The organism is Candidatus Zixiibacteriota bacterium (assembly GCA_029860345.1).
Classification (GTDB): domain Bacteria; phylum Zixibacteria; class MSB-5A5; order GN15; family FEB-12; genus JAJRTA01.
Genome location: JAOUBJ010000005.1, coordinates 191,415 through 213,398 on the forward strand (window position 1 = coordinate 191,415; position 21,984 = coordinate 213,398).

Sequence of the window (21,984 nt, forward strand, 5' to 3'; positions counted from 1 at the left end):
ACCAGCCGATAATACAACAGAACTAACGAAAAACGTCCCTGTTAATGAAGGAATTCAAATGGCCGGCCGGGTTCTCAAGACCCACTTACTGACTGAGAATCAGCAAGAGGAACTGGACCTCTTTGAGGCGCTAAAGCCATACCTCGGACAGTGTCTGACACTCAATCATGACCTGAACAATCCGTTGGCCGGGATAATGGGTTATGTCGAGTTTCTGATCGAAGAGTCAGACCAGTTGAGCGAAGAACACCGGGAGTTTGTTGAACAAATCAATCGCTGCGCTGAACGGATGCGCCAGGTGCTCGACAGCCTTTGTGAAGAGAAGATTGCATTGTCCAGGAAAGTGGATATCCGCCGTGTGACCGAAGCTTACCAGGCCTGTGACAAGTCGTCAGATTAGCTGGTTTACTTTCCTTAGAAGCCACTCCACCGAAATCGCTCCCAGAAAAACAAGCAGCAGCCAAAACTGTCCCCACAGTAGATGCTCGGTGTGCGAGGTAACCTCGATAGGCGACAGATCGAGATATTCCAGCGCATCATCAAAGGCAACAGCCTGAAAGGCCTTGCCGCCGGCGCGTGAGGCCAACGCTCGCATCCCGGCCGGGTTGCCGGATTGATCCAGTTCCTCCAGCGAGAAAGCCTCCAGCAGAATTCGACCCTCTACCCTCTTGAGAAGCCCTTGCTCGCTATGGAAACTGGCCTCGTAAGTGTATTGTCCCGGCGGAAGGTTCTCAAACCGGGCCGAGTACTCTCCCTGGCCCAGCGCCAGCAGATCAAGCTCTCGACCTTCATCGGTACCTTCAGCCTGCAATTTGACTACACCGGTGACGCCCGGTATGGGGCGATAGCCCAGGTCGAAGGCGTACCCGTCGAAACGTACCGCTTCGCCACGCGTGAAGACTTCCTTCTCAGGCAGAATGCGGATTGGGTCGAAATCATCCCTGACCGTCAACCAGGTGACCGATCCTTCGAGAAACCGATTGTAGAAATCGGCAGAAGAACCGCGGCCAAGATCGGCGAAGCTCCAACTCCAGAAGGGCATTGCCGACGACGCCAGCAGTTTGCCGGGTCCCATTCGCCTGAAGCCCAACACCGGTGGTTTCTGAATCCGGCCAAGTGATCGGGATGCCCAAGCCAGTACTACCGCCTGCGGCGCAACCTGATCGCATGGCACCAGCTTCTGAAAAGGAGGGACTTCCATCCAAGCGGCCCGGACAGCACTCTGATCATCGGCCAACCTTACAACCGGGTGCAACAGGTTTCCTTCGGCCGGCTCAGCGTTGAACTCAACGTACTCCACTTCGGTTCGACTGGACTGAGAAAACGGCAGCAACCGGTTGAACCAATCAAGGGGACCGGCGGCTGCGAATCTGTCACCCATCAGGACCCACAGGGCGCCACCCCGATTGGACAGGTATGATTCGATAATATCTTTCCTGGCCGTCAGGCGATGGGGGTCGGGATCGTGCAGAATTACCAGGTCGAACCGATTCAATTCGGTCTGACGCGATGGAAAACTTCCGGCCATATTGCCGACCCGTCCCCCGGTGGCGGCCAGTTGTATTTCGTACTTGTCGGAACGTTCCAGGAATCGTTTCAGAAACCCGACCTCGTAATCCGGCGCTTCCGACACCAGCAAGACCAACAGCTTGCTTTTGAGAATCTTGACAGCGAAGAATCGTTGGTTGTTGTCGGTAGTTTCTTCGCCCTCAACCGGCACCACCCTGGTGCTCAGCATTTTTTGTCCGGGCTCCTCCGGAATCAGTCGGAGGGCTACTTCACCGAGCCCATCACCCGAGGTCAGTTGCAACCGTTTCTGGTCGATCACTCGGCGATCATCCAGGAGCTTCACCTGTACCGTTCGGTCGCCGCCTCGTTGCCATTGCAGCTTGACCAAAACCTCGGTCGGCTGACCGACGAAGGTAATCGGGTTGTAGTTGATATCAGCCACGCCGATGTCGAAATCGCCGCCGCCGGTTGCCATGTCGATAGCCACAATCGGCGTGGACAAATCGGCCGCGACCTCGGTCGGTTCCCGTCCGGAATTGGAGTTACCGTCGCTAAACAGCAACCATAGATCGGCCGGCGCGGCCAGTTGTTGTTTGTCAAGCTCGTACATGACATCGGCCAGCGCGGTACGGTCAGCATTGACCTGATCCGGCAGGGTGGCCAGATTACCGCCGAAATAGCGCGTCTGAGGCTCGACCTGCTGTAGCACCTGTGTGAAGTCGGGCGAGGTCAAGAGCGAGTCCATGCGCTGCCGGCGAGTCAGCCCCGCCTCCTGTTTGTCCATGCTGGTCGAATGGTCCAAAAGCATGGTCACCCGGCGCGGTCGTTCATACTCGCGGGTGAGCCTTAGCACCGGTTCCAAAAGGGCCAGGATCAAGGCCAATACCGCAACCACCCGCAGAGTGGCCAGTAGCATGCGTACATAGAATGGCAGTGGCGGGTTGGTACGACGGTAGAGCAACACTGCAAAGGCCAGCAAAACCAACATGGCCGGTAGGACCAGGTACAGGTAGTTGCTCAACAAGTCAAATGAGATGTCCTTGAGACCGGTCATGATCTACCTTATACACGCGGGTCGATGCTTCGATGAAAGATGTTGGCGCCGGGGGGGGATCTGTATCATTAATCGGTAGCAGGGCATCGTCTTCACACCAGTTTTCGTTATCGGTTTCAAGCGCCGCGTAGCGGGCGGCCTTGTGTCGCCCGAAATGACCGGCCGGAGACAAGCCCCGGCCCTGCGCAACAAGAATCGTATCTTATGGGGCAACTTGGGACGGGCATGGCCGGTAATATCACGAGGCCCGTCGGGTGGCGTACTCGACGAGACTGGCCAGGCTGTCGTAGTATATCGAATTATCGATTCGGGCGATTGCCTCCAGCCCTTGTCCGCTCAACCGCTCGGCTTTCTGGTAGGCGTATTCGATGCCGCCGTTTTCGGTCACGAAATTATGCACTTTTTCAAACGATGCTTCATGACCATCTCCCTTGAGCGATTTCATGATCTCGTTGCGTCCGGCCTTGCCTACTTTCTTGAGCGAGTGAATCAGCGGTAGAGTTACCTTGCCGGTCATTACGTCGTTGCCGGGCTCTTTACCCGTAACTTCGGGTTCGCCGACAAAGTCCAGCAGATCGTCGGCGATCTGAAAGGCGGTGCCGATTTTTTCGCCGAACTGAGCAAAGCGCTGCCGCTCACGAGCGCCTCTGGAGGTCAGGATGGAACCGGTCTCACAGCTCACGGTGAACAGAGAAGCGGTCTTGTCGGCGATTATTGAAATGTATTCTTCTTCGGAAAGGCTGTAGTTGCCCGTTTCCTCAATTTGTCTGAGTTCCCCCACCGAAACCCGCTCGGTGGCTTTGGATACCGTGCCCATCAGTTCCATGGAGCCTGTACCAACCAAAATACGAAACGCCTTGGCGAAAAGATAGTCCCCCATCAATACCGATATCAGGTTGGTCCACTGAGCATTGACCGTTTCCTGGCCACGCCGGAGATCGGATTCATCGATCACATCATCGTGAAGAAGGGTGGCGGTATGAATCAACTCGATGGCCAAAGAGGCGCTGACCGAATGCTCGGTAAAACTGTCGGCCGCTCGTGACGACAGAAACACAAAGGCCGGTCGGATTCGTTTGCCACGAGTTTTCAACAGGTGGCGGGCGATCGATGAAATCAGCGGTGAATCCCCGCGCAAAGAGTCCGAAAGTTGCCGATCAAACTCCTGCAAGTCGGTCTCGACCGGTCCGACACATTCCATCATGCTGGTGGCATCAAGCATATTATCAACTCATACGTTGTCAATTCACTCCGGACCGTGAAAATATGATGCGATTGTATGGTTGTCAATGGATTTGTAGGCTGGCCAAACAGTCGCTACTCACTCCGGTTTCCAAGTGGCGCACGAGGACGTACACCACGCACAGTCTTTGGTCTTGTAGGGCGGAACCCTCTTAGTGTCATGCTGAGCGCAGTCGAAGCATGAAGTAGGGCGGGTCCGTCTTCGAACCCGCCAGGTCGTCAGGACCACACCGAGAATCCCACCCGATGCAAAGCCTCTGAGTGGGGTACCGGTTTCCAAGTGGCGCACGAGGACGTACACCACGCACAGTCTTTGGTCTTGTAGGGCGGAACCCTCTTAGTGGTTCCGCCATCGGTGGACGACAGAACCAGAATCGGTTCTGCCCTGCTTCTCTGTCAGGCGAGTCGCCTGACAGCACCGGGAACTTCGGCTTGACAGGTGTCGGGCGGGGTCGCCCAACACCATGAATAGGAATTGGCGGGTCCACGCCGCGGCGCGCAGGCGAAGACGGACCCACCCTACAAGCACCGGTATAGTAGGTCAATCCGCCGCGGCGGATTGTGGTCCTGACGTGTTGCCCGGTGTCAGGTCCGTAAAGGACCTGACCTACAAGAGAACTCGCCCACAATAAGCTAGTCCCAATTGTCGAACTGCCGATTGATTAGAATGTTCTCTATGCATTCACGATACGATTCAGCCTGCATATAATGCCGATCATTGTGCAATCCCTCAATTTCGACAACTCGCTTGGGGCCCATACCCTTCTCATACAGCGCCAGACCCATCTGAAACGGGATCATATCATCCTCTTTGGAGTGAGTCACCAGCAAAGGACAGTTGACACTCTTGATCTTGTCGATGGAGGCGAATTTGTGCTTGAGCAACAGCCCAACCGGGAAGTACGGAAACATAAGATTGCCCATAGCTTTGGCCGATGTAAAAGAGGACTCCACAATCAACCCGGCGCACTCGACCTGAGTGGCTAACTGTATGGCTACCGCACCTCCCAGCGAACGACCGAAAATCATGATCTGTTCGGACGGCGTTTCCTTTGTGTCGGTCAGCCACCGGTAGCAAGCCAGAGCATCAGCGTACATGTTTTGTTCACTGGGAACGCCGCCGGAGCGACCATAGCCACGGTAATCCACCAACATAATATTGGCGCCCAGTCCGACCACCAGGTCAACCGTCGGCAGGCGATGCGATATGTTGCCGCCGTTGCCGTGGAAAAAGAGCACGGTGGGAGCGTGGCTGTTGTTACTGCCGCTATTACCGTCCGGCGCAGGTACGTACCAGGCGTGGACCTGCACGGAATCGGTCACTTCAATGAAAACGTCATCGAAAACCAGGCCGATTTCGGCCGGTGTGGTCTCCATCTCACGACTCGGAAAGAAGACCATCCGGTCCTGCGACAAGTACAGATAGAGACCGAAGGCGACAAAAGCGCCGACAGCAACTGATCCTATAATTAACAACATCCTAAGCAGTTTCATCCCGGTTCATCGCACCACACACTGTGTAAGCGTTATATGATTGAACATATAAATATGATAATGGTTCAGACGATCCCGAGCAACCGACGAAATCCGGGTGGGCCGGCAGGTGGACTCTGCAGCCCGCCTCAGGGCAGTTACTGCGGCGTGGTGGCGGCTGAAACCACCGACGCCTTCCCACGTGATCTGAAGATCAGGCGGGCACAAATCCTGACTACCCAATACAATTACCCATAGTACCCACCAACCTCACCCTGAGCGGAGTCTATGGGTGAATCTGTTGTACCGCCTCTTGCCTTTAGTCAGGTTCGTGAAGCACCTGAACTTCTTTGACCGAAGGCGATTTTGCAGCCAGACGGTTTTTTAATTTGACCCTGAGCATTTAGATGGTAAACTAAGGTCCTGATCGGTTCGATATATACGATAGAGGCGTACCAGAGCGTGCGCACCGCATCGTGAACGGAATATGAAGTCTGTATTATGACGGTAGGAAACAAGTAATTTGGGTCTGTTTGACGTTCTCTCCAACGATATCGGTATCGATCTCGGCACCGCCAACACTTTAGTCTATGTCCGTCATCAGGGGATTGTCCTGGACGAACCCTCGGTAGTAGCCGTTGAGAAATCAACCGATAAGGTTCTGGCTATCGGATCGGCAGCCAAGGAAATGATGGGGCGCACTCCCGGAGGTATCGCTGCTATTCGCCCGCTTAAGGACGGCGTGATCGCCGATTTTGAAATCTCCGAGAAACTTATCTCCGATTTCATCAGACGAGTGGTCAAACATCGCTATCTGATGAAACCGCGCGTGATTATTTCGGTCCCATCCGGTATTACCGAGGTGGAAAAACGCGCCGTGCGCGATTCGGCCGAGAACGCCGGCGCTCGCGAGGTCTTCTTACTGGCCGAGCCGATGGCGGCCGCTATCGGTGTCGGCTTGCCGGTCGATCAACCTTCCGGAAGTATGATAATCGATATCGGCGGCGGCACCACCGAGATCGCGGTGATTGCGCTCAATGGCATTGTCAACGACACTTCCATCCGCGTGGCCGGCGATGAGCTCAACGAAGCGATCATTATGTACCTCAAGAAGAACTACAATCTGCTGATCGGCGAACTGACGGCGGAGGAAGTCAAGATTCAGATCGGTTCGGCCCATCCACTGGACAAAGAGCTTTCGATGGATATCAGAGGACGTGATCTCGTGGCCGGCGTACCCAAAAACCTGACTCTTTCCTCGGTGCAGGTACGTGAGGCCATCTCGGAAACTATCGATATCATCGTCGAAGCTGTCCGTCAGGCGCTGGAACGAACACCGCCGGAACTGGCTTCGGACATTCTCGAACGCGGTATCATTTTGACCGGTGGGGGGGCGCTGCTGCGCGGATTGGACAGGCGACTTCGCCAGGAAACCAACCTCCCTGTCAACGTGGCCGAGGATCCACTCACCTGTGTAGTCCGCGGGACCGGCCGGGTCCTTGAGGATTTCACCGGATTCACCAAGGTTCTGGAAAAAAGCCGAAAAGACTGATCCCTTTACTCGATACACACCCCAAAGTGGCTTTCAAACAAGGCGCGATACTCGGTGCGTAGGGCCGGGGCTTGTCTGCGGCCAGGCAGTACACGGGCGTTGCTTTAGGTCGGCGGACACAAGACCCGCCGCTACGCGATAGAATAAACAGATTCCGTGCGTGGTGTACGTCCCCGTGCGCCACATTATCAGAGGGCATACCTATTGACCCACTCGTCAAGGTACGCACATGGGCGTCTGCCGCCCACAAAATGGGCAAAGACCCATTCATGGGCCTGTCTTTTCTTGCTGCCGACTGAAGTTTCCATTAATCTAAGGTGAGCCTCATCTGTCATAAGTGCAGAATGGACTTGTATGGCATCGGAAGAATATGATGAAATCGAACAACTGGCGCAGAAGGCAAAACTGGGTGACCGGGCCGCCTTCTCTCGGATTGTGCGGATAATGATGAGTAGAATAGTATCCCTGACATATCGTATGACCTCAGATCGCGAGAGCGCGCTGGATTTGGCCCAGGACAGTTTTGTGGCGGCCTGGGAGCAGCTAGCTGGTTTTAGGGGTGAATCAAGATTCTCCAGTTGGCTTTTCCAAATCGCTACCAACAAGTGTCTGAACTTTCTCAAGAAGGCATCGACGCGACAGAATGTCCCGCTAGATGATACGACATCGGCCACCCTGACATCAGGCGACCCGGCCGCCAATCCGGAACGGACGCTGAAAATCAAACTGTTGAAGGAGGATGTCCTTCACTTTATGCAGAGTCTGCCTGATATGCAGCGGTTGGTGTTTGAGCTCAGATTTTATCAGGGGATGCCATTCTCAGAAATCGCTAGACAAACAGGTAAGGCCGAAGGTACGGTCAAAACACATTATCGTCAGGCGGTCATCAAGCTGCGCGAAGTCGCCACCGCCAAAGGATGGGCGCCATGACCTGCGACGAATATCGACAGCAGTTGGAGCAGAGTTTTGGACAGACCCGCCTTGAGACGTCTGTTTTGGAACATCTAAAAAGTTGTGCCGAGTGTAGAAGATACTGGCAGCAGTTGGCGGGTCTTGCCGAAGATATACCGGATGACCAAGCGTTTGCGATCGATGCCGCCACTGTTGACAGGTTGGTGCAAAAGGTTGATGGCGTCATCAATCTATCGAACGGCACAGCATCGCTAGCTCCAAGTGACTCGCGCGAGAGTTCACCGTGGAGCCTGCTGAAGTTACTGCCTGCCGCGGCGGCTCTGCTGGTGGTGGTTGGCGTTGGTGTCGGTGGCTATTTCGTGGGCCGGACCGACCTCGACCCACCCACAGCGACCAACGATCAGGCGGATGCAACACTTTCTGGCTTGGTGGACGAGAGCGACTACGATGAACCGGACGAACCTACTTATGACATACTCCTGTCTGCGTTCACCACTGATCGACCCTATGATGCCAGTGAAAAACTGTTGGATGACATAACCGATGAAGAGATGGAGTACTTAACTCAGAACTTTGATGTAGGAGATTTGCTCTGATGCGCAAAGTTGCTCTGATTTTTGCAACCGCAGTGTTGCTTTTCGGAGGTGGTCCGGCGCTACCGGATGACAAGCCCGAAACTGTCGTAACACAAACATGGGACGACTTCTTCTTTGAGATGCAGCACGAAATGTTCGCCCAGGTTGAAGAAGAAGGCGAGCATGCTCAAATGGAGCCGGGCAAACCGGGTCAGCGTCGTCGCCAGCGAAAACATGTCGAGCAGTTACGAATGTTGAAGATGCTCGAACTTTTGGACCTCAATGAGGATCAAGAGATTAGTTTTTTGACCAGCTACAATAATCTCAGAGGCGACATCCGGCGGGTAGACGAAGCGCGGATGAAAGCGCTGACAAAGCTGGGTGGTAAACTGCACGATAGCACCTCCTCGGATTCCGAGATAGAAAAACTGCTTGAACAAATCGGGGCGAATCTTGTAGAGAAACAGACTGTGGAAGCCAGGTTTCTTGAAAACGCCGCCGCTATACTCACCGTTCGTCAACTCGGTAAGCTGATTATTTTCAACGAACACTTTGAGCGGGAACTTCTGGATCGGGTACGCGTGTTTCGTGAAGGCAAGATGAACCGCCAGCGACCGGATGGACCCTGACCCTTCTTGAGACAAACAAGGATTGAATGCACGAACTATACGAAAGGAGACACCATGAAGAAACTCACCGTCATACTGTTAGTAGCCCTGCTTGTTCCAGCCGCAGGCGTAATCGGTCAGATGCAGTGGCATGAAAAGGATGGTGACAAGGAAGTTGTCATCTTCGAAGGTAAGGCTCACGGCATGGATACCGGTAAGGGCCGCGGAATGCACGGCGACAAGATGATGAGCAAACGGGGGCACGGCGGCCACGGCATCATGGCGATGGCTGATGAGTTGGGTCTGAGCGACGACCAGAAAGAACAGATCAAGAAGCTGGCCCTGGGGCACAAACTGGCCTCTGTCGATAATCACGCCGCCGTTAAGAAAGCTGAGATAACTCTCAAGGCAATGATGCACGACGGCGATTCCGACCAAGGCAAAGTTTTTGCTGCTATCGACAAACTGTTTGCGCTCAAAGCCGATGTCAAGAAAGCGTCCTGGAGCCATCACGAGAAGGTGAAGGGTCTATTGACCGACGAACAGCGCGACAAAATGAAAGAACTGAAACACCGATCCGGAAACGTCATGTTCTTTGGCGAACCGGGCGAACACGGCAAGAACAAAGTGATGCGTCGCAAAGTCATCGAAATCGAAGACGACGGCTGATACCACTCACGATCAGTCGACACACCCCCTGTCATAGAAAGGCCCGCTTCACGGCGGGCTTTTCGATTCTTCTCAGAAGCTTCCCAAGCGATGGCTGATCAATACGGACACTCCGGCGGCGGCGGTCCCGCCAAAGTCATGTAGCGCCATAAATACTCCACGTCGTCCTCGTCGATTGGATTCTTATCACCGCTGGCGTTTATATCAGCTTCTTCGATGCAGGAGGGACGTGGTCCATTATTGTATACGTAGTCTACTAAGTAGGTCAGGTCCGAGATATCCAGCACATCATTTTCATCGCCATCGACATTGCCTCGAATCCCGTCGCAGCATCCGTGTGGCTGGCCCGGATAGGACATGTCTTCCGAAGTTGCCATGATAGCCCAGCCCGAAGCCAGCAGCACCATCGACGCCAGAGCGCGCTGAACCATACCCGGGCGAAAAATTCGAATGGTTTTGGAGTCGGGGCGTCGCAGGAACCAGTAGCTCATCGGCAGTATGTTCAGTGCCATCAGGTCGGTAGCATCCTTGACCCGTCCCGGCATCGGCCAAGTGGTCAGGCTACCCAGCCAGTCAAGCATGATCTCGACCGGGGCCAGTTTCCACAGCGCAAAACAGAGTCCGACCGCCAGGTGCAGAACAATCATCGACCGGCGGCTGTGCCACCATCGTCCAAGAACGACGGCCAGGAACACCGGAAACACAAAGAGTCCGGAAAAATCGGACAGTTTCCCGGTAAGCCAGGACGGATAGACTGCTTTGAAGAGATGGTCATTAAGTATCAGCGCCAGCAAGGCGCCAAGAAACAGAGGGTGCGTCAACAGGTAAATCTGTTTGTTGGTGTCGGCTTTCATGATCACAACGCTCCCGACCAGTGCGTAATCTCAACGCCGAGACCCAAAGATACATCAACGCCGGTTCCGGAACCGAATTCGGGGTTATCAAAATCGAGACTAAAGACCGAGACCCGAAACGAAAGCCAAGTCAGAACTCGATGGATTCCCCCGTGGAGTTCGGCTCTGTCGAGGAGCAGGTCAAAGCGCACGGCACCCAGCGGCCGGGCTCGACTTTCGGCGTTCAGATTCCAATTGGGGTGACGGTCGTAATACTGGTGACGCTCCTCAAGCTTATCCCATCGCAGTCCGATTTGAGGTATTACGCGAAGCCCGCGGCGATCATAAAGCTGGTACTCAAGCTGCAAAAGAGTCGCTGTCGACTTAAAGTCCAGATACGACAGCGGATAACCCGACCGGCGGGAAAAACCTCGACTGACTTGGTAATGTTCAACGTGCGTGCCGTAGGAGATAGCTATCCTGCGATACCGAAAACCGACGGTAGTCAAACCCATCGCACCGTTTTCAAGAGCGTCGCCCGCACGGCCCGAATACGATACATCGCCAAACAAGAGACTAATGTTCAACCAGGGGCCGGGCGCTTTGGACGATGTCCAGGACCGTGACGAATCGCTCCCATCGGAGCTTGTCGACAAACCCGCATTTTGTTGTGTCGGGTCCTGAACGCGCCGAAGGCGTTGTGGTGACCCGACACCTAACACCATGTTGGACTGCCGCGGCGGGTCACGCGGAGCACGTGGGTCGCAGGACCCACCGCAACAATCTGCAGAGACTTCATCAACATCCCCATCGGCCCGAGTATGCGGTGCCGCACACAAAAGCACCGCCGCCACCAACCACGCCCGAACAAACCGCTGAGCCGTGAACAAGTGGGTACGTCTCACGGCAACAACCGCCGTTCTAAGACAAAGCCAAAGCTGAAACCACGGACCGCGCCGGACCTGAGCACTTTGTCTCCGAAGTCCATTGTGGATAGAAACCCCTGAACACGGAACCAGAGGTCACTCTCACCCAACCAGGCCAGGAACTCTCGATTTGGGATCGATAGGCGCATCCCCAGAGTCAGCCCCAGAGACGCAGCCGGTCGACTCCACACCCCCAAGTCGTCGGTTACCTCCCACTCAAGCTCGCTTGGAAAATCCGCCTCACGCACATAGTGCCATCCAACACCGGCCTTCGGCGTTATGCGGATTCGCGAATGAGCCGCAATGGCATACCCGACCTCAAGACCCCAGTAGCCTACCTGAAGGTTGACCTTTCCAGCCGGCATGCCGAAACGATCGGCGTAGCTTTGGTTCACTTTCGGTGTTCCACCGACAAACCTGGCGCCCATAGTCAGTTCGCTCCTGCGAACTCCCAATAGGACGGCAATCACATTCGACCGCTCCAACACATCCCCCGGGTCGCCGTCAAACCACTGTTCTCCAAATGATAAACCGATACAGATTCGTGGTGTTACGCGTGAGTCGCCAGAATCCCCGACGATAGGTATCTCATCGCCGTAGGCTCTGAGAGCCATTAACGTCATACCGATCACCAACAGTTTTAGCTTGATCGTTTTCCTCCCGGGTCAACGACAACTGGGTTGTCTCACGTGGTGCTTCCCTATACTAACGCAGGAACCGATTGGATTGTCAAACGGATTCTCACTCAGCAAATCACAAAAAAAAGGGCGGGGTGAACCGCCCTATCAAAAACACGATGCCTTATCGGTGGTGAACTAAAGCATCGAGAGATACTTGCCTGTTTCAAACTGACCCACATGCATGCGATAGGCATCCCACTCGATCCGCTTGTTCAGAATCAACGCATCGAAAATATGATCACCCAGCGTTTCGCGCATCAGTGTGGACTCTTCGAATTTGCGCACAGCGTTTTCAAGTGAATTGGGCAGGATTTCAATGTCCAACTCCGCCTTCTTGTCATCGGACATGTGGAAGATGTTCTCTTCTATCGGTTCGGCCAGTTCGTATTCATTCTCGATCCCTTTCATACCGGCCGCCAGCATGCAGGCAAAAGCGAGATACGGATTGGCCGCCGGGTCGGGCGAGCGCAACTCTATCCGGGTAGCGGCCTCTTTGCCGACCCGATACATCGGTACCCGCACCATCGAGGAACGATTGCGCCGTCCCCAACTGACATAGACCGGCGCTTCATAGCCCGGCACCAGCCGCTTGTACGAGTTCACCCACTGGTTGGTGATCAGCGTGAACTCTTTGACATGTTTCAAAATCCCGGCCGTATAATGCCGAGCCATTTTCGACAGATTATACTGAGCGCCGGAGTCGAAAAACAGATTCTTTCCACCTGAGAATATCGATTGATGGCAGTGCATGCCGCTTCCGTTCACACCGAAGACCGGCTTGGGCATGAAGGTTGCGTAGATCTCGTTGTGCATGGCTATTTCTTTGACGATAAACCGATAGACCTGAGAAAAGTCGGCCATGACCAGCGCTTCCTGGTATTTCAAGTCGATCTCGTGCTGGCTGGCCGCGACTTCGTGGTGCGAACACTCCACCGGAATATCCATCGCCTGCAAGGCCGCCACAGTGGCTTTGCGCACCTGAGTGCCGAAGTCGATAGCGTCAAAATCGAAATACCCGGACTTGTCCAGCGGTTTGGTGGTCTCGTCGTTCTCAAAATAGAAGTATTCGATTTCAGGGCCGACATAGACGGTCCAGTCTTTGTCCTGCAGCTTGGCCAGGTTGCGTTTGAGCACCCAGCGCGGGCAACCTTCGTAGGGCGTGCCGTCGGTGTTTTGAATGTCGCAAAACATCATGGCCACCCGTTCGCCGGAAATCTCCCACGGAATTATGCGAAAAGTGAGCGGGTCCGGCACGGCCATCAGGTCGGACTCTTCGATTCGCGCAAAACCTTCCACCGAGGAACCATCGAAACCCTGACCTTCTTCGAGCACTTGCTCGATCTCTGACCGAGTGATTGACATACCTTTGATCTTGCCGAGAATGTCGGTGAAGCAGAGCCGGATATAGCGCACCCCGGCTTCGTCAATTTGTCTGAGAACATCTTCTTTGGTTCTGGTCACGGCGGGCTCCTTGCGGAAAGTGGTCTAAACACCTCGACGAAAGGCACAATAAACAGGCCGCTTTTTCAGAAGCAACTATAAAGTTACCCAGCCGTGTTTTTTCGTGTTTTTGGGGTGGTTGTTCCGCAGGGTCTTGCACGCCGGAGGCGGGTGTGAGAGTGGGGGGCCAACCCTGCGCGAAGCGCAAAAAACCCATTTATGGGTCACCCCGAGCGGAGTCGAGGGGCGACAACCTCATGCTGAGCGGAGTCGAAGCATGAGCGAATTCACGTAGGTCAGGAGCCCTGCGCACCTGACACCCCGCCTACTCCAGCACCAGGTTGAAGCAGTTGGTGATGTGGATATTCCTGGAAACTGCTATCCAGTCCAGGTCCAGCTGGAGCAATAGACGTCCAAACCTATGCAACTCTCGAATACTTAGATCGTCAAACGGTTTTTGATTTAGAGTACCTCTTTCGGCGGTCTTGGAAGGTTTCTTCTTCACCTGATAACAGAATTCTCCCTTGTCATCGAACACCAGATTCGGATCAATCCCAGTTGTGGCGAATGGAGATTCCCAGCCTCTGCCGGATAGCCATCGAACCAAGGCGGCAGACTCGAACGGATGCAGCACGGAGATAGCCAACCACTTTGCGAACGACGAAGGTGGCACATACCCGGTTCCTGTGCCTACTTGTCCGGCCCGCTCCATTATCAGAATATGGCGAGCCATCATGTAGATATTAATGAATCTTTTCATAAGACGGGGCGAGATGTTGAACCCATCGGTGTCCATGATGTTATTAATCACACTGTACTCGGTCGGTGTGATCTTCATTCTAACTGCCTCGATCGGTCCCGGTTGATCGATTTCATCGGATAACTCAGCTTCAGGTGAAGGCGCTGCTTTCCGGGCCGGAGCAGGTCTTTCGGCTGACGGAGGAGCGGCGGTTTCAGCTATTGGTTCGGCTGTCGGCTCGGCAACATAGGGTGCTGGTTTGGCGGGGAGATCAATAGTCTCGGAAACAGGCACCGGCTCAGGCTCCGACATTTCTTCAACCACGTATTTACTGATTACGCTGTCAATCAGTTGCCTTCGCTTGACCGCAGTTAGCGCCGGTAAGTGGAATGGCACCTGGATCATCTTTTCGAGGTAGAACCGGCCCATTTCCTCGCGGTCCTTGACTGTCTTGCACATAAACTTGTAGTGTTCACCGATGGCGAACCGTACTACTCGCGTATCCATGGCCAGAATGAATACGAATCGTTCCGTGTCCATAAACAGTTTGATTGCTTCCATCAGTAATAGCACCTTGCCCGGTTGCACCCGGTCTATGTCGTCTATGAACACAACAAAGCGGTCGGTCGACAGGCTGGATGTGGGTGGTTGGTCTTCAGACTCCTCGGTCGGTTTGGTCTGGAGAGCAAGCCACTGAGAAACTATGGACAGGTATTGAATGACATCCTCCTGCGCCTGTGGAAGAATGTCACGGCCACCCTTCTTGACTTTACCCAGCACACCCCGAGATAATGGCCAGAACCAACCCCAGATGGTACTGATGACGGTGATCAAGCCCGTGACAACGGTCATTGCATTTTTGACACCTATCGACTCAAAATCAATCAGGGAGTCGTTCTCTGTCTTGGGTTCTTTGACATATAGAGTCGCTGTAGTGTCGTTAGGTGGATTGTCCTCAACTACCGTGATGATCTGTCTCAGCTGATCCCCTTGAACGGTTTGGTCGGATGTAAAGTGGTCGATGATTGTGGGTACTTTACCGTAGAGGATAAAACCAAAGACTATCACACCAGCAATCCAACCGACCAGCCGTAAGGGGTGTGCTTTACGTGTAACGAATAGACGGAAACTGATCTTTTTCCAGAAGCCGAGCGAATCTTCGATACCTTTGACAATCACGCCGAGGAAGGCGGCCCAGACGGCATTGGATTTGGAATACCTCCAGGCGTTGAAGTCAATAACTTCTGCACGTTGCTGGTCCTGCTCCGAACGGTTCTTGACCCCTTTCAGTTTGGCGTTTATGACGTTGATTTCGTCCTTAATAAACTTCATCAACGCGGTCTTGCCCCGACCCCAGGGCGCACAAATGCCGATAGTGAATGGCATGCCTGTGGCGCTGTCGCAAATAGTGGTGGCTAAGGCCTTGGCATAACCGCCGTAGTCTAGGGCATCATTGGGTGCTTCGCTGTCGGAATCGAATCCGAAGAACCCGGTGCTGGCGGTTTCCCGGGGAGTGGGTGAGTCAGGAGTGGGAGTTTCCTCAGTCGGAGGCGGCAATGAACGTCCCACCTTGCTCTCAATGGCCTCGATCATCCGGTCGAATTCCTCGTTGGGAACGCCCGGCTCCCAGTCCACCAGATCCGTTGTCTGGATCATCCGAAATTCCAGCGGCGGGGTCACATCGTCTATCAGCACGGGGAGAAGTTTGTCACGCTGTTTCGCTTCGCCTGCTTCCGTTTTTACCCAGTGCGATTTTATCGAATTTGCAGACCAAACCGCGATTACACACTGCGATGCAGTCAGTGCAGATTCGATAACATCGTCGAAGCTCATCCCGGGAGGTATGTTCAGTTCCCACTCCACTGACAAACCTCGTTTTCTGAGGGCAACTATCAGTGGTATTACGCGCTCACGGTCTTCATGGGAGTAGCTCACAAATACATTGCCGGTCGAGGGAGAGTCGTCTGTTACTGGGGTCCCTTTTTTGGATGCGCCGCCGGAGCTTGCCGTCTCATCGGGGGCCTGTTGGCGTGGGTCGGGTCTGGCTGTAGACTTGGCGTGGATGTTGGGATACTTGTCTGCAATCACCGCCAACACACGCTCAATAGCGCTGATATGATTGTCAACGCTTGGAGTCGATTCGCGGGTTGCCTGTAGGGAATCAGGAAGCGGCCACAGCAACACGCCCTCATTCATCCTGCTTGCCCAGGAGTTAGGCAATTGATTCAGCATCTCATGAATTACCTGGTTCGGGATATTCGGTGCGTGCTCATAAAGACCGATGGCCGCAAGAACAAGGTAGGCGAAGATCGGGACGTCCGGCCCATCGACCAGTCCCATCTTGTAACCACGTCGGCTCACCACGGCCATGTAATCTCTAAGTTGGATTGGGTCTCGTGTGAGTATCTTATCTTCCAGTATGATCTTGAGATCCGCTGTAATCACCGGATCGGCGGGCGCGCTTAGCTCTATATCATCGATTTCATACGGTGGATTTCCTTGCCAGATAACTGATATTTCCCCCGCAAATTCAACTTGAATCACCCCACCCGATTGGGCTGTGATAAACTCCGCGACTTCGGGGCCGCATGTGACGCGCGGTGTGGTAAAAAGCCGGTACCGATATTCCCGTTCTTCTGCCTTCATGTATCGCTCCTGATTGTTGACGGACGAAAGAACACACCGGCGGCTGTGTGGGTCAACAAGTTTTGTGGTTAGGGCATGCCTCAACTGGGCTAGTGCCTGACTGCGCTCGGCATAACGTTTTGTGGCCGAGTCTGAAGACTCGACCGCCACAACGCAGGAGGTGTCGGGCGGGGTCGCCACGACACCACAAGAAATGGCGGGTTCACGCCGCGGCGCGCAGGCAAAGACGGACCCGCCCTACATAAGGAGGTCATTCCAGCTTGCACACTCGTACCAATCCCATATATTCCCAAACATGTTTGCACATAGTAACAAGGTGTTGCAGTCGTGCCGTTAGTGTCCATCGGTGAGCACAAGCTGTTCTATCGGGAAGAGATGCCACCGCCGAGTTTGGGTGGTACGCAGGAGAGTCTGATCCCCATCATATTCCTGCACGGGTTTACGCTCGACCATCGGCAGTGGAACAAGCAAGCCGAATACTTCGGCCAAACTCGGCGTGTGTTGTGCATCGATGCGATGGGGCACGGCAAATCCGATGCGCCCGAAAGTGGCTACAGCCGCGCCGACCGCGTGGAGCACTTGCGCGCCTTTGTCGAAGCGTTGGGAATCAATCGGTTTCATCTGGTCGGGCTGTCGATGGGAGGAACAACGGCAATCGGCTACGCGCTCAGGTACAGCAAGCAGCTTGAGTCGATGACACTGGTCAGTACCGCCGCCGCCGGCTGGTCCGGGAGCAACAAAGTGTCGCTGGTCGACCGGCTGGCCCGTGAAAAAGGGCTGGAAGCGGCTCGTCGTAAATGGAAACAAATCACACTATTGTACTACAAAGAGAAGCATCTGGAAATCAAGCAACTTATGGAAGAGATGGTCGACGGCCATTCCGGCGCCGTCTGGCTGGACCCGATGCGAGGCAAGTACCCGCGCGAATACGATCTTGAAAAAGTCCATGAGATAACTGTCCCGACCCAGATTATTGTCGGTGAGCTGGATCGCATTTTTGTTCCGCTGGCCCACACACTGAATCGGCAGATCGCTGAAAGTCGGCTCCTCGTCTACGAAAACACGGGACACATGGTCAACATGGAACAGCCCGACCGCTTCAACGCCGATTTGAGTGAGTTTCTGAAAGAAGTAGACAAGTAGTCGACTGGGTGGCCGTCTCAAACCTTGTTTGGGACGGGAATGAGCGCAACAGATTGACCCTTCGACTCCGCTCAGGGTGACACGGTCAAGCCGTGAGTGACACGCTCAAGCAGTGGGTGACACGGTCAAGCCGTGTTTTTCGCGCTTCGCGCCGAAGCGTTCATTTGCTTGTCTAAACCCGCCTGCGGCGACCCTTCGGGTCGGGGGTCTCGACCTACCAACCGGCAATGTTCCTTTGCAAGATTGAGACGCCTGCCCAATACACCACCAAGTTTTCTCCAAATCAATTGACACGGCCCGTGCGCAATTTATATTGCCAGACCATTGGATTTCTCCGGCGGGTTCACGCCGTGGCGCGCAGGCGAAGACGGACCCGCCATACAAGACCGTGTCGGGCGGGGTCGCCGCGACACCACAAGAAACGGCGGGTTCACGCCGCGGCGCGCAGGCGAGGACGGACCCGCCCTACAAGACCGTGTCGGGCGGGGTTGCCGCGACACCACAAGAAACGGCGGGTTCACGCCGTGGCGCGCAGGCGAGGACAGACCCGCCATACCGGCGGTGGAGATGGAAATGGAAGCGAACAAGACCACACCGAGACTCGCCGTGTTTATTTCCGGCAGCGGTAGCAACCTTCAAGCCCTGATCGATGCTACCAAGTCGGGCATTCTGTCGGCCGAGGTGGTTTACGTGGTCAGCAGCCTGCGGAAAGCATACGGGCTGTTGCGCGCGGCCAACGAAGGAATCGAGTCGTTCGTGTTCAAATCGAAGAAGTACCCCTCGCCTGAGGCCGCCGGTGAGGATATTGTGCAGAGACTTCGCGAACGAGATATCGACTACATCGCGTTGGCCGGCTATCTTAGTTTGATCCCACCGGAAATGGTCAAGGCTTACCGCAACCGGATCGTCAATATCCACAATGCACTCTTGCCCAAGTATGGCGGAAAAGGAATGTACGGCCACCATACTCACCAAGCGGTGTTGGCGGCCAACGAAAAAGAGTCCGGACCAACGGTCCACCTTGTTGATGAAATCTACGACAACGGACGTATATTGGGACAAAAACAGGTACCTGTTCATCCCGACGACACCCCCGACAGTCTGTCGGAGCGAGTGCTGGAACAGGAACACAAGCTATATGCACGCGTCCTACAGAAACTGATCAAAGGAGAGTATGATCTTGATTGATGAAAAGGTTGTTCTGACCTCGAATATCGCCGAGTATCCGCTGATGGTTCAGGGGAAGGTGCGTGATGTGTACGATCTGGGTGACCAATTGTTGTTCGTCACCAGCGACCGTATTTCCGCTTTTGATGTCGTCCTGCCGAACGGTATTCCCGGCAAAGGCAAGGTGCTGACGGCGATGTCGCTGTTTTGGTTCGAACTGTTGGCCGACACAGTCGAGAACCATCTTATCACGGCCGATGTCGACCAGTATCCCGAGCCGCTGCAAAAGTATCGCGACATCCTCGAAGGGCGCTCGATGATTGTCACCAAAGCCGACCGTATCGACTGTGAGTGTATCGTTCGCGGGTATATCTCCGGCTCTATGTGGAAAGAGCTTCTCGAAGCTCGCTCAGGCGGCTTGCATGAAGTGCACGGGTTTGAATTCCCGCCCACTCTTCAGGAGTCTGAGAAACTGCCTGAGACGATTTTTACACCATCGACCAAGAACGACACCGGTCACGACGAGAACATCAGTTATGCCCAGCTGGTCTCCACCATCGGCGACGAGCAGGCAACGATGTGCCGCGACGCCTCAATAGCAATCTACACCAAGGCGGCTGAGTACGCTCTGGCCAGGGGGATAATTATCGCCGACACCAAGTTTGAGTTCGGCTTCAAAAACGGACGGTTCATTCTGATCGACGAAGTGCTATCGCCCGACTCCAGCCGCTTCTGGCCGGTCGATCTCTACGAGGTCGGCAAAAGCCAACCATCGTTTGACAAACAGCCGATTCGCGACTATCTGGCCGGGTTGGCCTGGGACCGCAAACCACCGGGACCGACGTTGCCCGACGAAGTGGTCGACGCATCGGCACAACGATACCGCGAAGCACAAAGACTGATTACAGGAAGTTGAGAGCATGAGCGATAAGGTGAAAATCAAGCGCGCCGTCATCTCGGTCTCGGATAAGAGTGGCGTTGAGGACCTGGCCTTGAAACTGGAAGCCATGGGCGTTGAGATTCTGTCAACCGGCGGCACAATGAAAAGACTGAAAGAGGCCGGAGTCCAGGTCATTTCGGTATCTACATTCACCGGCGCCCCGGAAATCATGGGCGGGCGGGTCAAGACGCTGCACCCGAAAATCTACGCAGGCATACTTTGCCGCCGCGACAACCCCGGCGACATGGAACAGTTGAGTGAGCAGGACTATCGCCCGATTGATCTGGTCGTGGTCAACCTGTATCCTTTCCAACAGACCGTGGCCCGACAAGATGCAGACGACGCCGAGATTATTGAAAACATCGATATCGGCGGACCCTCGATGATCCGCGCATCGTCGAAGAACTATGAGGCCATCACAGTAGTAGTGGATCCATCCGATTACGGCAAGTTGATCGAACAAATGGAGGCCAACGACAGCGCAACCGATCTTGAGTTCAGAAAATCATGTGCAGCCAAAGCGTTTGCACAAACCGCTGCATATGACTCAGCCATCGCCACCTACTACAAAAGCGGTCGCGGTGCAGAAGCTGACAAGTTTCCGGCCCAATTGACACCGTCGTACTCCTTCACCAGCCAGCTTCGCTACGGCGAAAACCCGCATCAGCAGGCGGCTGTGTATGCTGCCAACGACAATGTCGGTCCGACTCTTCTGGAAGCCGAGGTGCTTTCCGGCAAGGAACTATCATACAACAACTATGGCGACCTCGATGCCGCTCTTGATCTGGTTCTGGATTTCTCTGAGCCGTTTGCCTGCGTGCTGAAACATGCCAACCCGTGCGGCGCGGCCGTCGGCGCCTCTATCGCCGAGGCTTATCAAGCCGCCTATGACAGCGATCCTTTGTCCGCCTTTGGATCGATCATCGGATTAAACCGTGAGGTCGATCTTGAATGTGCCAAGGTGCTGCACGAAACGCCGTTTGTCGAGTGCGTGCTGGCGCCGTCGTACTCAGACGATGCTCTCAAACTGCTTAAGAAGAAGAAGAATCGCCGATTGTTGGCACTGCCCACGATCGCTCAGGGGATGCCTGAGGATCATTCGGTCTACAAATACATCCGTGGCGGGCTTCTGGTGCAGGCTGGTGATGTTCTTGAGTCAGCCGCCGCTGATTTGAGAGTGGTCACCAAGCGGGCACCTACCGACGAGGAAATCAAGTCGCTCTTGTTTGCCTGGAGAGTAGTAAAGCATACCAAATCCAACGCTATAGTGCTGGCCAAAGGGAACGCCACAGTCGGTGTCGGCATGGGCCAGACCTCGCGCGTCGATTCCGGATTCATGGCCGTCAAACGGGCCGGGGACCGCGCCAAAGGTGCGGTGATGGCCTCTGACGCATTCTTCCCGATGCCCGACGGTGTGGAAGTTGCCACGGACGTTGGTGTCACGGCGATAATCCAGCCGGGTGGATCAAAAGGTGACGAGCAAGCCATCAAAGCGGCCGACAAAGCGGGCGCGGCGATGGTCTTCACCGGCGTGCGCCACTTCAAGCATTAACCGACAAAGCTCTGTCGTGTAAGCCCATCTTTGCAGGTGGGCTTTTTTTTGGCATTGATTAGAATGTAGACACAACTGTTTTCGGGTGGCACCGTCACAGCTGCTTTGGGGGTGACAGGCAAGCCTGTTTTTTGCGCTTCGCGCCTTCCATGTCATGCTGAGCGCAGTCGAAGCATGAATCCATGTTGCCGGCTCCCGTCCCAAACAAGGTTTGAGACGGCCACCCGCCGGCGAACGCAGGAACCGGAGGAACTTGCCATTGGGTGGCTTGGCCGGACCGGCCGGGCATAAAAAAACCGGGGACCGCGCTTGCTGGCGCGGTCC

19 protein-coding genes are annotated in these 21,984 nt (G+C 54.7%); 11 read left to right on the forward strand and 8 right to left on the reverse strand.

Annotation, left to right across the window (positions count from 1 at the left end; genetic code table 11):
• Positions 1-58 precede the first annotated feature (58 nt).
• Positions 59-400, forward strand: coding sequence for a hypothetical protein (locus tag OEV49_07220; GenBank protein ID MDH3890860.1), 342 nt, complete (start codon positions 59-61; stop codon positions 398-400).
• Here the strand turns inward: OEV49_07220 and OEV49_07225 are convergent.
• From OEV49_07225 to OEV49_07235, 3 genes are all read right to left on the reverse strand, one after another.
• Positions 392-2,563: a hypothetical protein gene (locus tag OEV49_07225; protein MDH3890861.1), complete on the reverse strand. Its 2,172-nt coding sequence runs from the start codon at positions 2,561-2,563 to the stop codon at positions 392-394. The genes OEV49_07220 and OEV49_07225 overlap by 9 nt on opposite strands.
• Before the next feature lie 238 nt (positions 2,564-2,801).
• Positions 2,802-3,785 (reverse strand): polyprenyl synthetase family protein, encoded by a 984-nt coding sequence (locus OEV49_07230; GenBank protein MDH3890862.1) that lies wholly within the window; start codon positions 3,783-3,785, stop codon positions 2,802-2,804.
• Positions 3,786-4,438: 653 nt separating this feature from the next.
• Positions 4,439-5,284, reverse strand: a complete 846-nt coding sequence (locus OEV49_07235) for an alpha/beta hydrolase (GenBank protein ID MDH3890863.1) — start codon at positions 5,282-5,284, stop codon at positions 4,439-4,441.
• Between the two features lie 51 nt (positions 5,285-5,335).
• Between OEV49_07235 and OEV49_07240 the strand changes: the two genes are divergently transcribed.
• From OEV49_07240 to OEV49_07265, 6 genes are all read left to right on the forward strand, one after another.
• Positions 5,336-5,536: a hypothetical protein gene (locus OEV49_07240; protein MDH3890864.1), complete on the forward strand. Its 201-nt coding sequence runs from the start codon at positions 5,336-5,338 to the stop codon at positions 5,534-5,536.
• Positions 5,537-5,807: 271 nt separating this feature from the next.
• Positions 5,808-6,830, forward strand: coding sequence for a rod shape-determining protein (locus OEV49_07245; GenBank protein MDH3890865.1), 1,023 nt, complete (start codon positions 5,808-5,810; stop codon positions 6,828-6,830).
• Between the two features lie 354 nt (positions 6,831-7,184).
• Complete coding sequence (locus tag OEV49_07250) at positions 7,185-7,760, forward strand: RNA polymerase sigma factor (GenBank protein MDH3890866.1); 576 nt, start codon at positions 7,185-7,187, stop codon at positions 7,758-7,760.
• The gene (locus OEV49_07255) at positions 7,757-8,338 is read left to right on the forward strand and encodes a hypothetical protein (protein ID MDH3890867.1); all 582 of its coding nucleotides are present in this window, start codon (positions 7,757-7,759) and stop codon (positions 8,336-8,338) included. The genes OEV49_07250 and OEV49_07255 overlap by 4 nt, the downstream gene beginning before the upstream one ends.
• Positions 8,338-8,946, forward strand: coding sequence for a hypothetical protein (locus OEV49_07260; GenBank protein MDH3890868.1), 609 nt, complete (start codon positions 8,338-8,340; stop codon positions 8,944-8,946). The genes OEV49_07255 and OEV49_07260 overlap by 1 nt, the downstream gene beginning before the upstream one ends.
• Before the next feature lie 54 nt (positions 8,947-9,000).
• Positions 9,001-9,594 carry a Spy/CpxP family protein refolding chaperone gene (locus OEV49_07265; protein ID MDH3890869.1) on the forward strand — a complete coding sequence of 198 codons (594 nt, stop codon included), beginning with the start codon at positions 9,001-9,003 and terminating at the stop codon, positions 9,592-9,594.
• Positions 9,595-9,692: 98 nt separating this feature from the next.
• Here OEV49_07265 and OEV49_07270 read toward each other — a convergent pair whose 3' ends face one another.
• The 5 genes from OEV49_07270 to OEV49_07290 all read right to left on the reverse strand — a co-directional run bounded on the left by OEV49_07270 (position 9,693) and on the right by OEV49_07290 (position 16,858).
• On the reverse strand, positions 9,693-10,448 hold the full coding sequence (locus OEV49_07270) for a hypothetical protein (protein ID MDH3890870.1): 756 nt from the start codon (positions 10,446-10,448) through the stop codon (positions 9,693-9,695).
• A gap of 2 nt (positions 10,449-10,450) precedes the next feature.
• A complete protein-coding gene (locus OEV49_07275; GenBank protein MDH3890871.1) occupies positions 10,451-11,083 on the reverse strand; it encodes a hypothetical protein in 633 nt (210 codons plus the stop codon).
• A 245-nt stretch (positions 11,084-11,328) separates the two neighbouring features.
• Complete coding sequence (locus OEV49_07280) at positions 11,329-11,976, reverse strand: hypothetical protein (protein MDH3890872.1); 648 nt, start codon at positions 11,974-11,976, stop codon at positions 11,329-11,331.
• 192 nt (positions 11,977-12,168) lie between these two features.
• Positions 12,169-13,494 (reverse strand): glutamine synthetase family protein, encoded by a 1,326-nt coding sequence (locus OEV49_07285; protein ID MDH3890873.1) that lies wholly within the window; start codon positions 13,492-13,494, stop codon positions 12,169-12,171.
• A 304-nt stretch (positions 13,495-13,798) separates the two neighbouring features.
• Positions 13,799-16,858, reverse strand: a complete 3,060-nt coding sequence (locus tag OEV49_07290) for a P-loop NTPase fold protein (GenBank protein MDH3890874.1) — start codon at positions 16,856-16,858, stop codon at positions 13,799-13,801.
• Positions 16,859-17,185: 327 nt separating this feature from the next.
• Here OEV49_07290 and OEV49_07295 point away from each other — a divergent pair, with 327 nt between their 5' ends.
• The 4 genes from OEV49_07295 (at position 17,186) to purH (ending at position 21,660) form a co-directional block, all read left to right on the forward strand.
• Positions 17,186-18,001: an alpha/beta fold hydrolase gene (locus OEV49_07295; protein ID MDH3890875.1), complete on the forward strand. Its 816-nt coding sequence runs from the start codon at positions 17,186-17,188 to the stop codon at positions 17,999-18,001.
• A 573-nt stretch (positions 18,002-18,574) separates the two neighbouring features.
• Complete coding sequence (gene purN, locus OEV49_07300; GenBank protein MDH3890876.1) at positions 18,575-19,189, forward strand: phosphoribosylglycinamide formyltransferase; 615 nt, start codon at positions 18,575-18,577, stop codon at positions 19,187-19,189.
• Positions 19,176-20,084: a phosphoribosylaminoimidazolesuccinocarboxamide synthase gene (locus OEV49_07305; GenBank protein ID MDH3890877.1), complete on the forward strand. Its 909-nt coding sequence runs from the start codon at positions 19,176-19,178 to the stop codon at positions 20,082-20,084. Before purN ends, OEV49_07305 begins: the two co-directional genes overlap by 14 nt.
• A 4-nt stretch (positions 20,085-20,088) precedes the next feature.
• Positions 20,089-21,660: a bifunctional phosphoribosylaminoimidazolecarboxamide formyltransferase/IMP cyclohydrolase gene (gene purH / locus OEV49_07310; GenBank protein MDH3890878.1), complete on the forward strand. Its 1,572-nt coding sequence runs from the start codon at positions 20,089-20,091 to the stop codon at positions 21,658-21,660.
• The last annotated feature ends 324 nt before the right edge of the window (positions 21,661-21,984 follow it).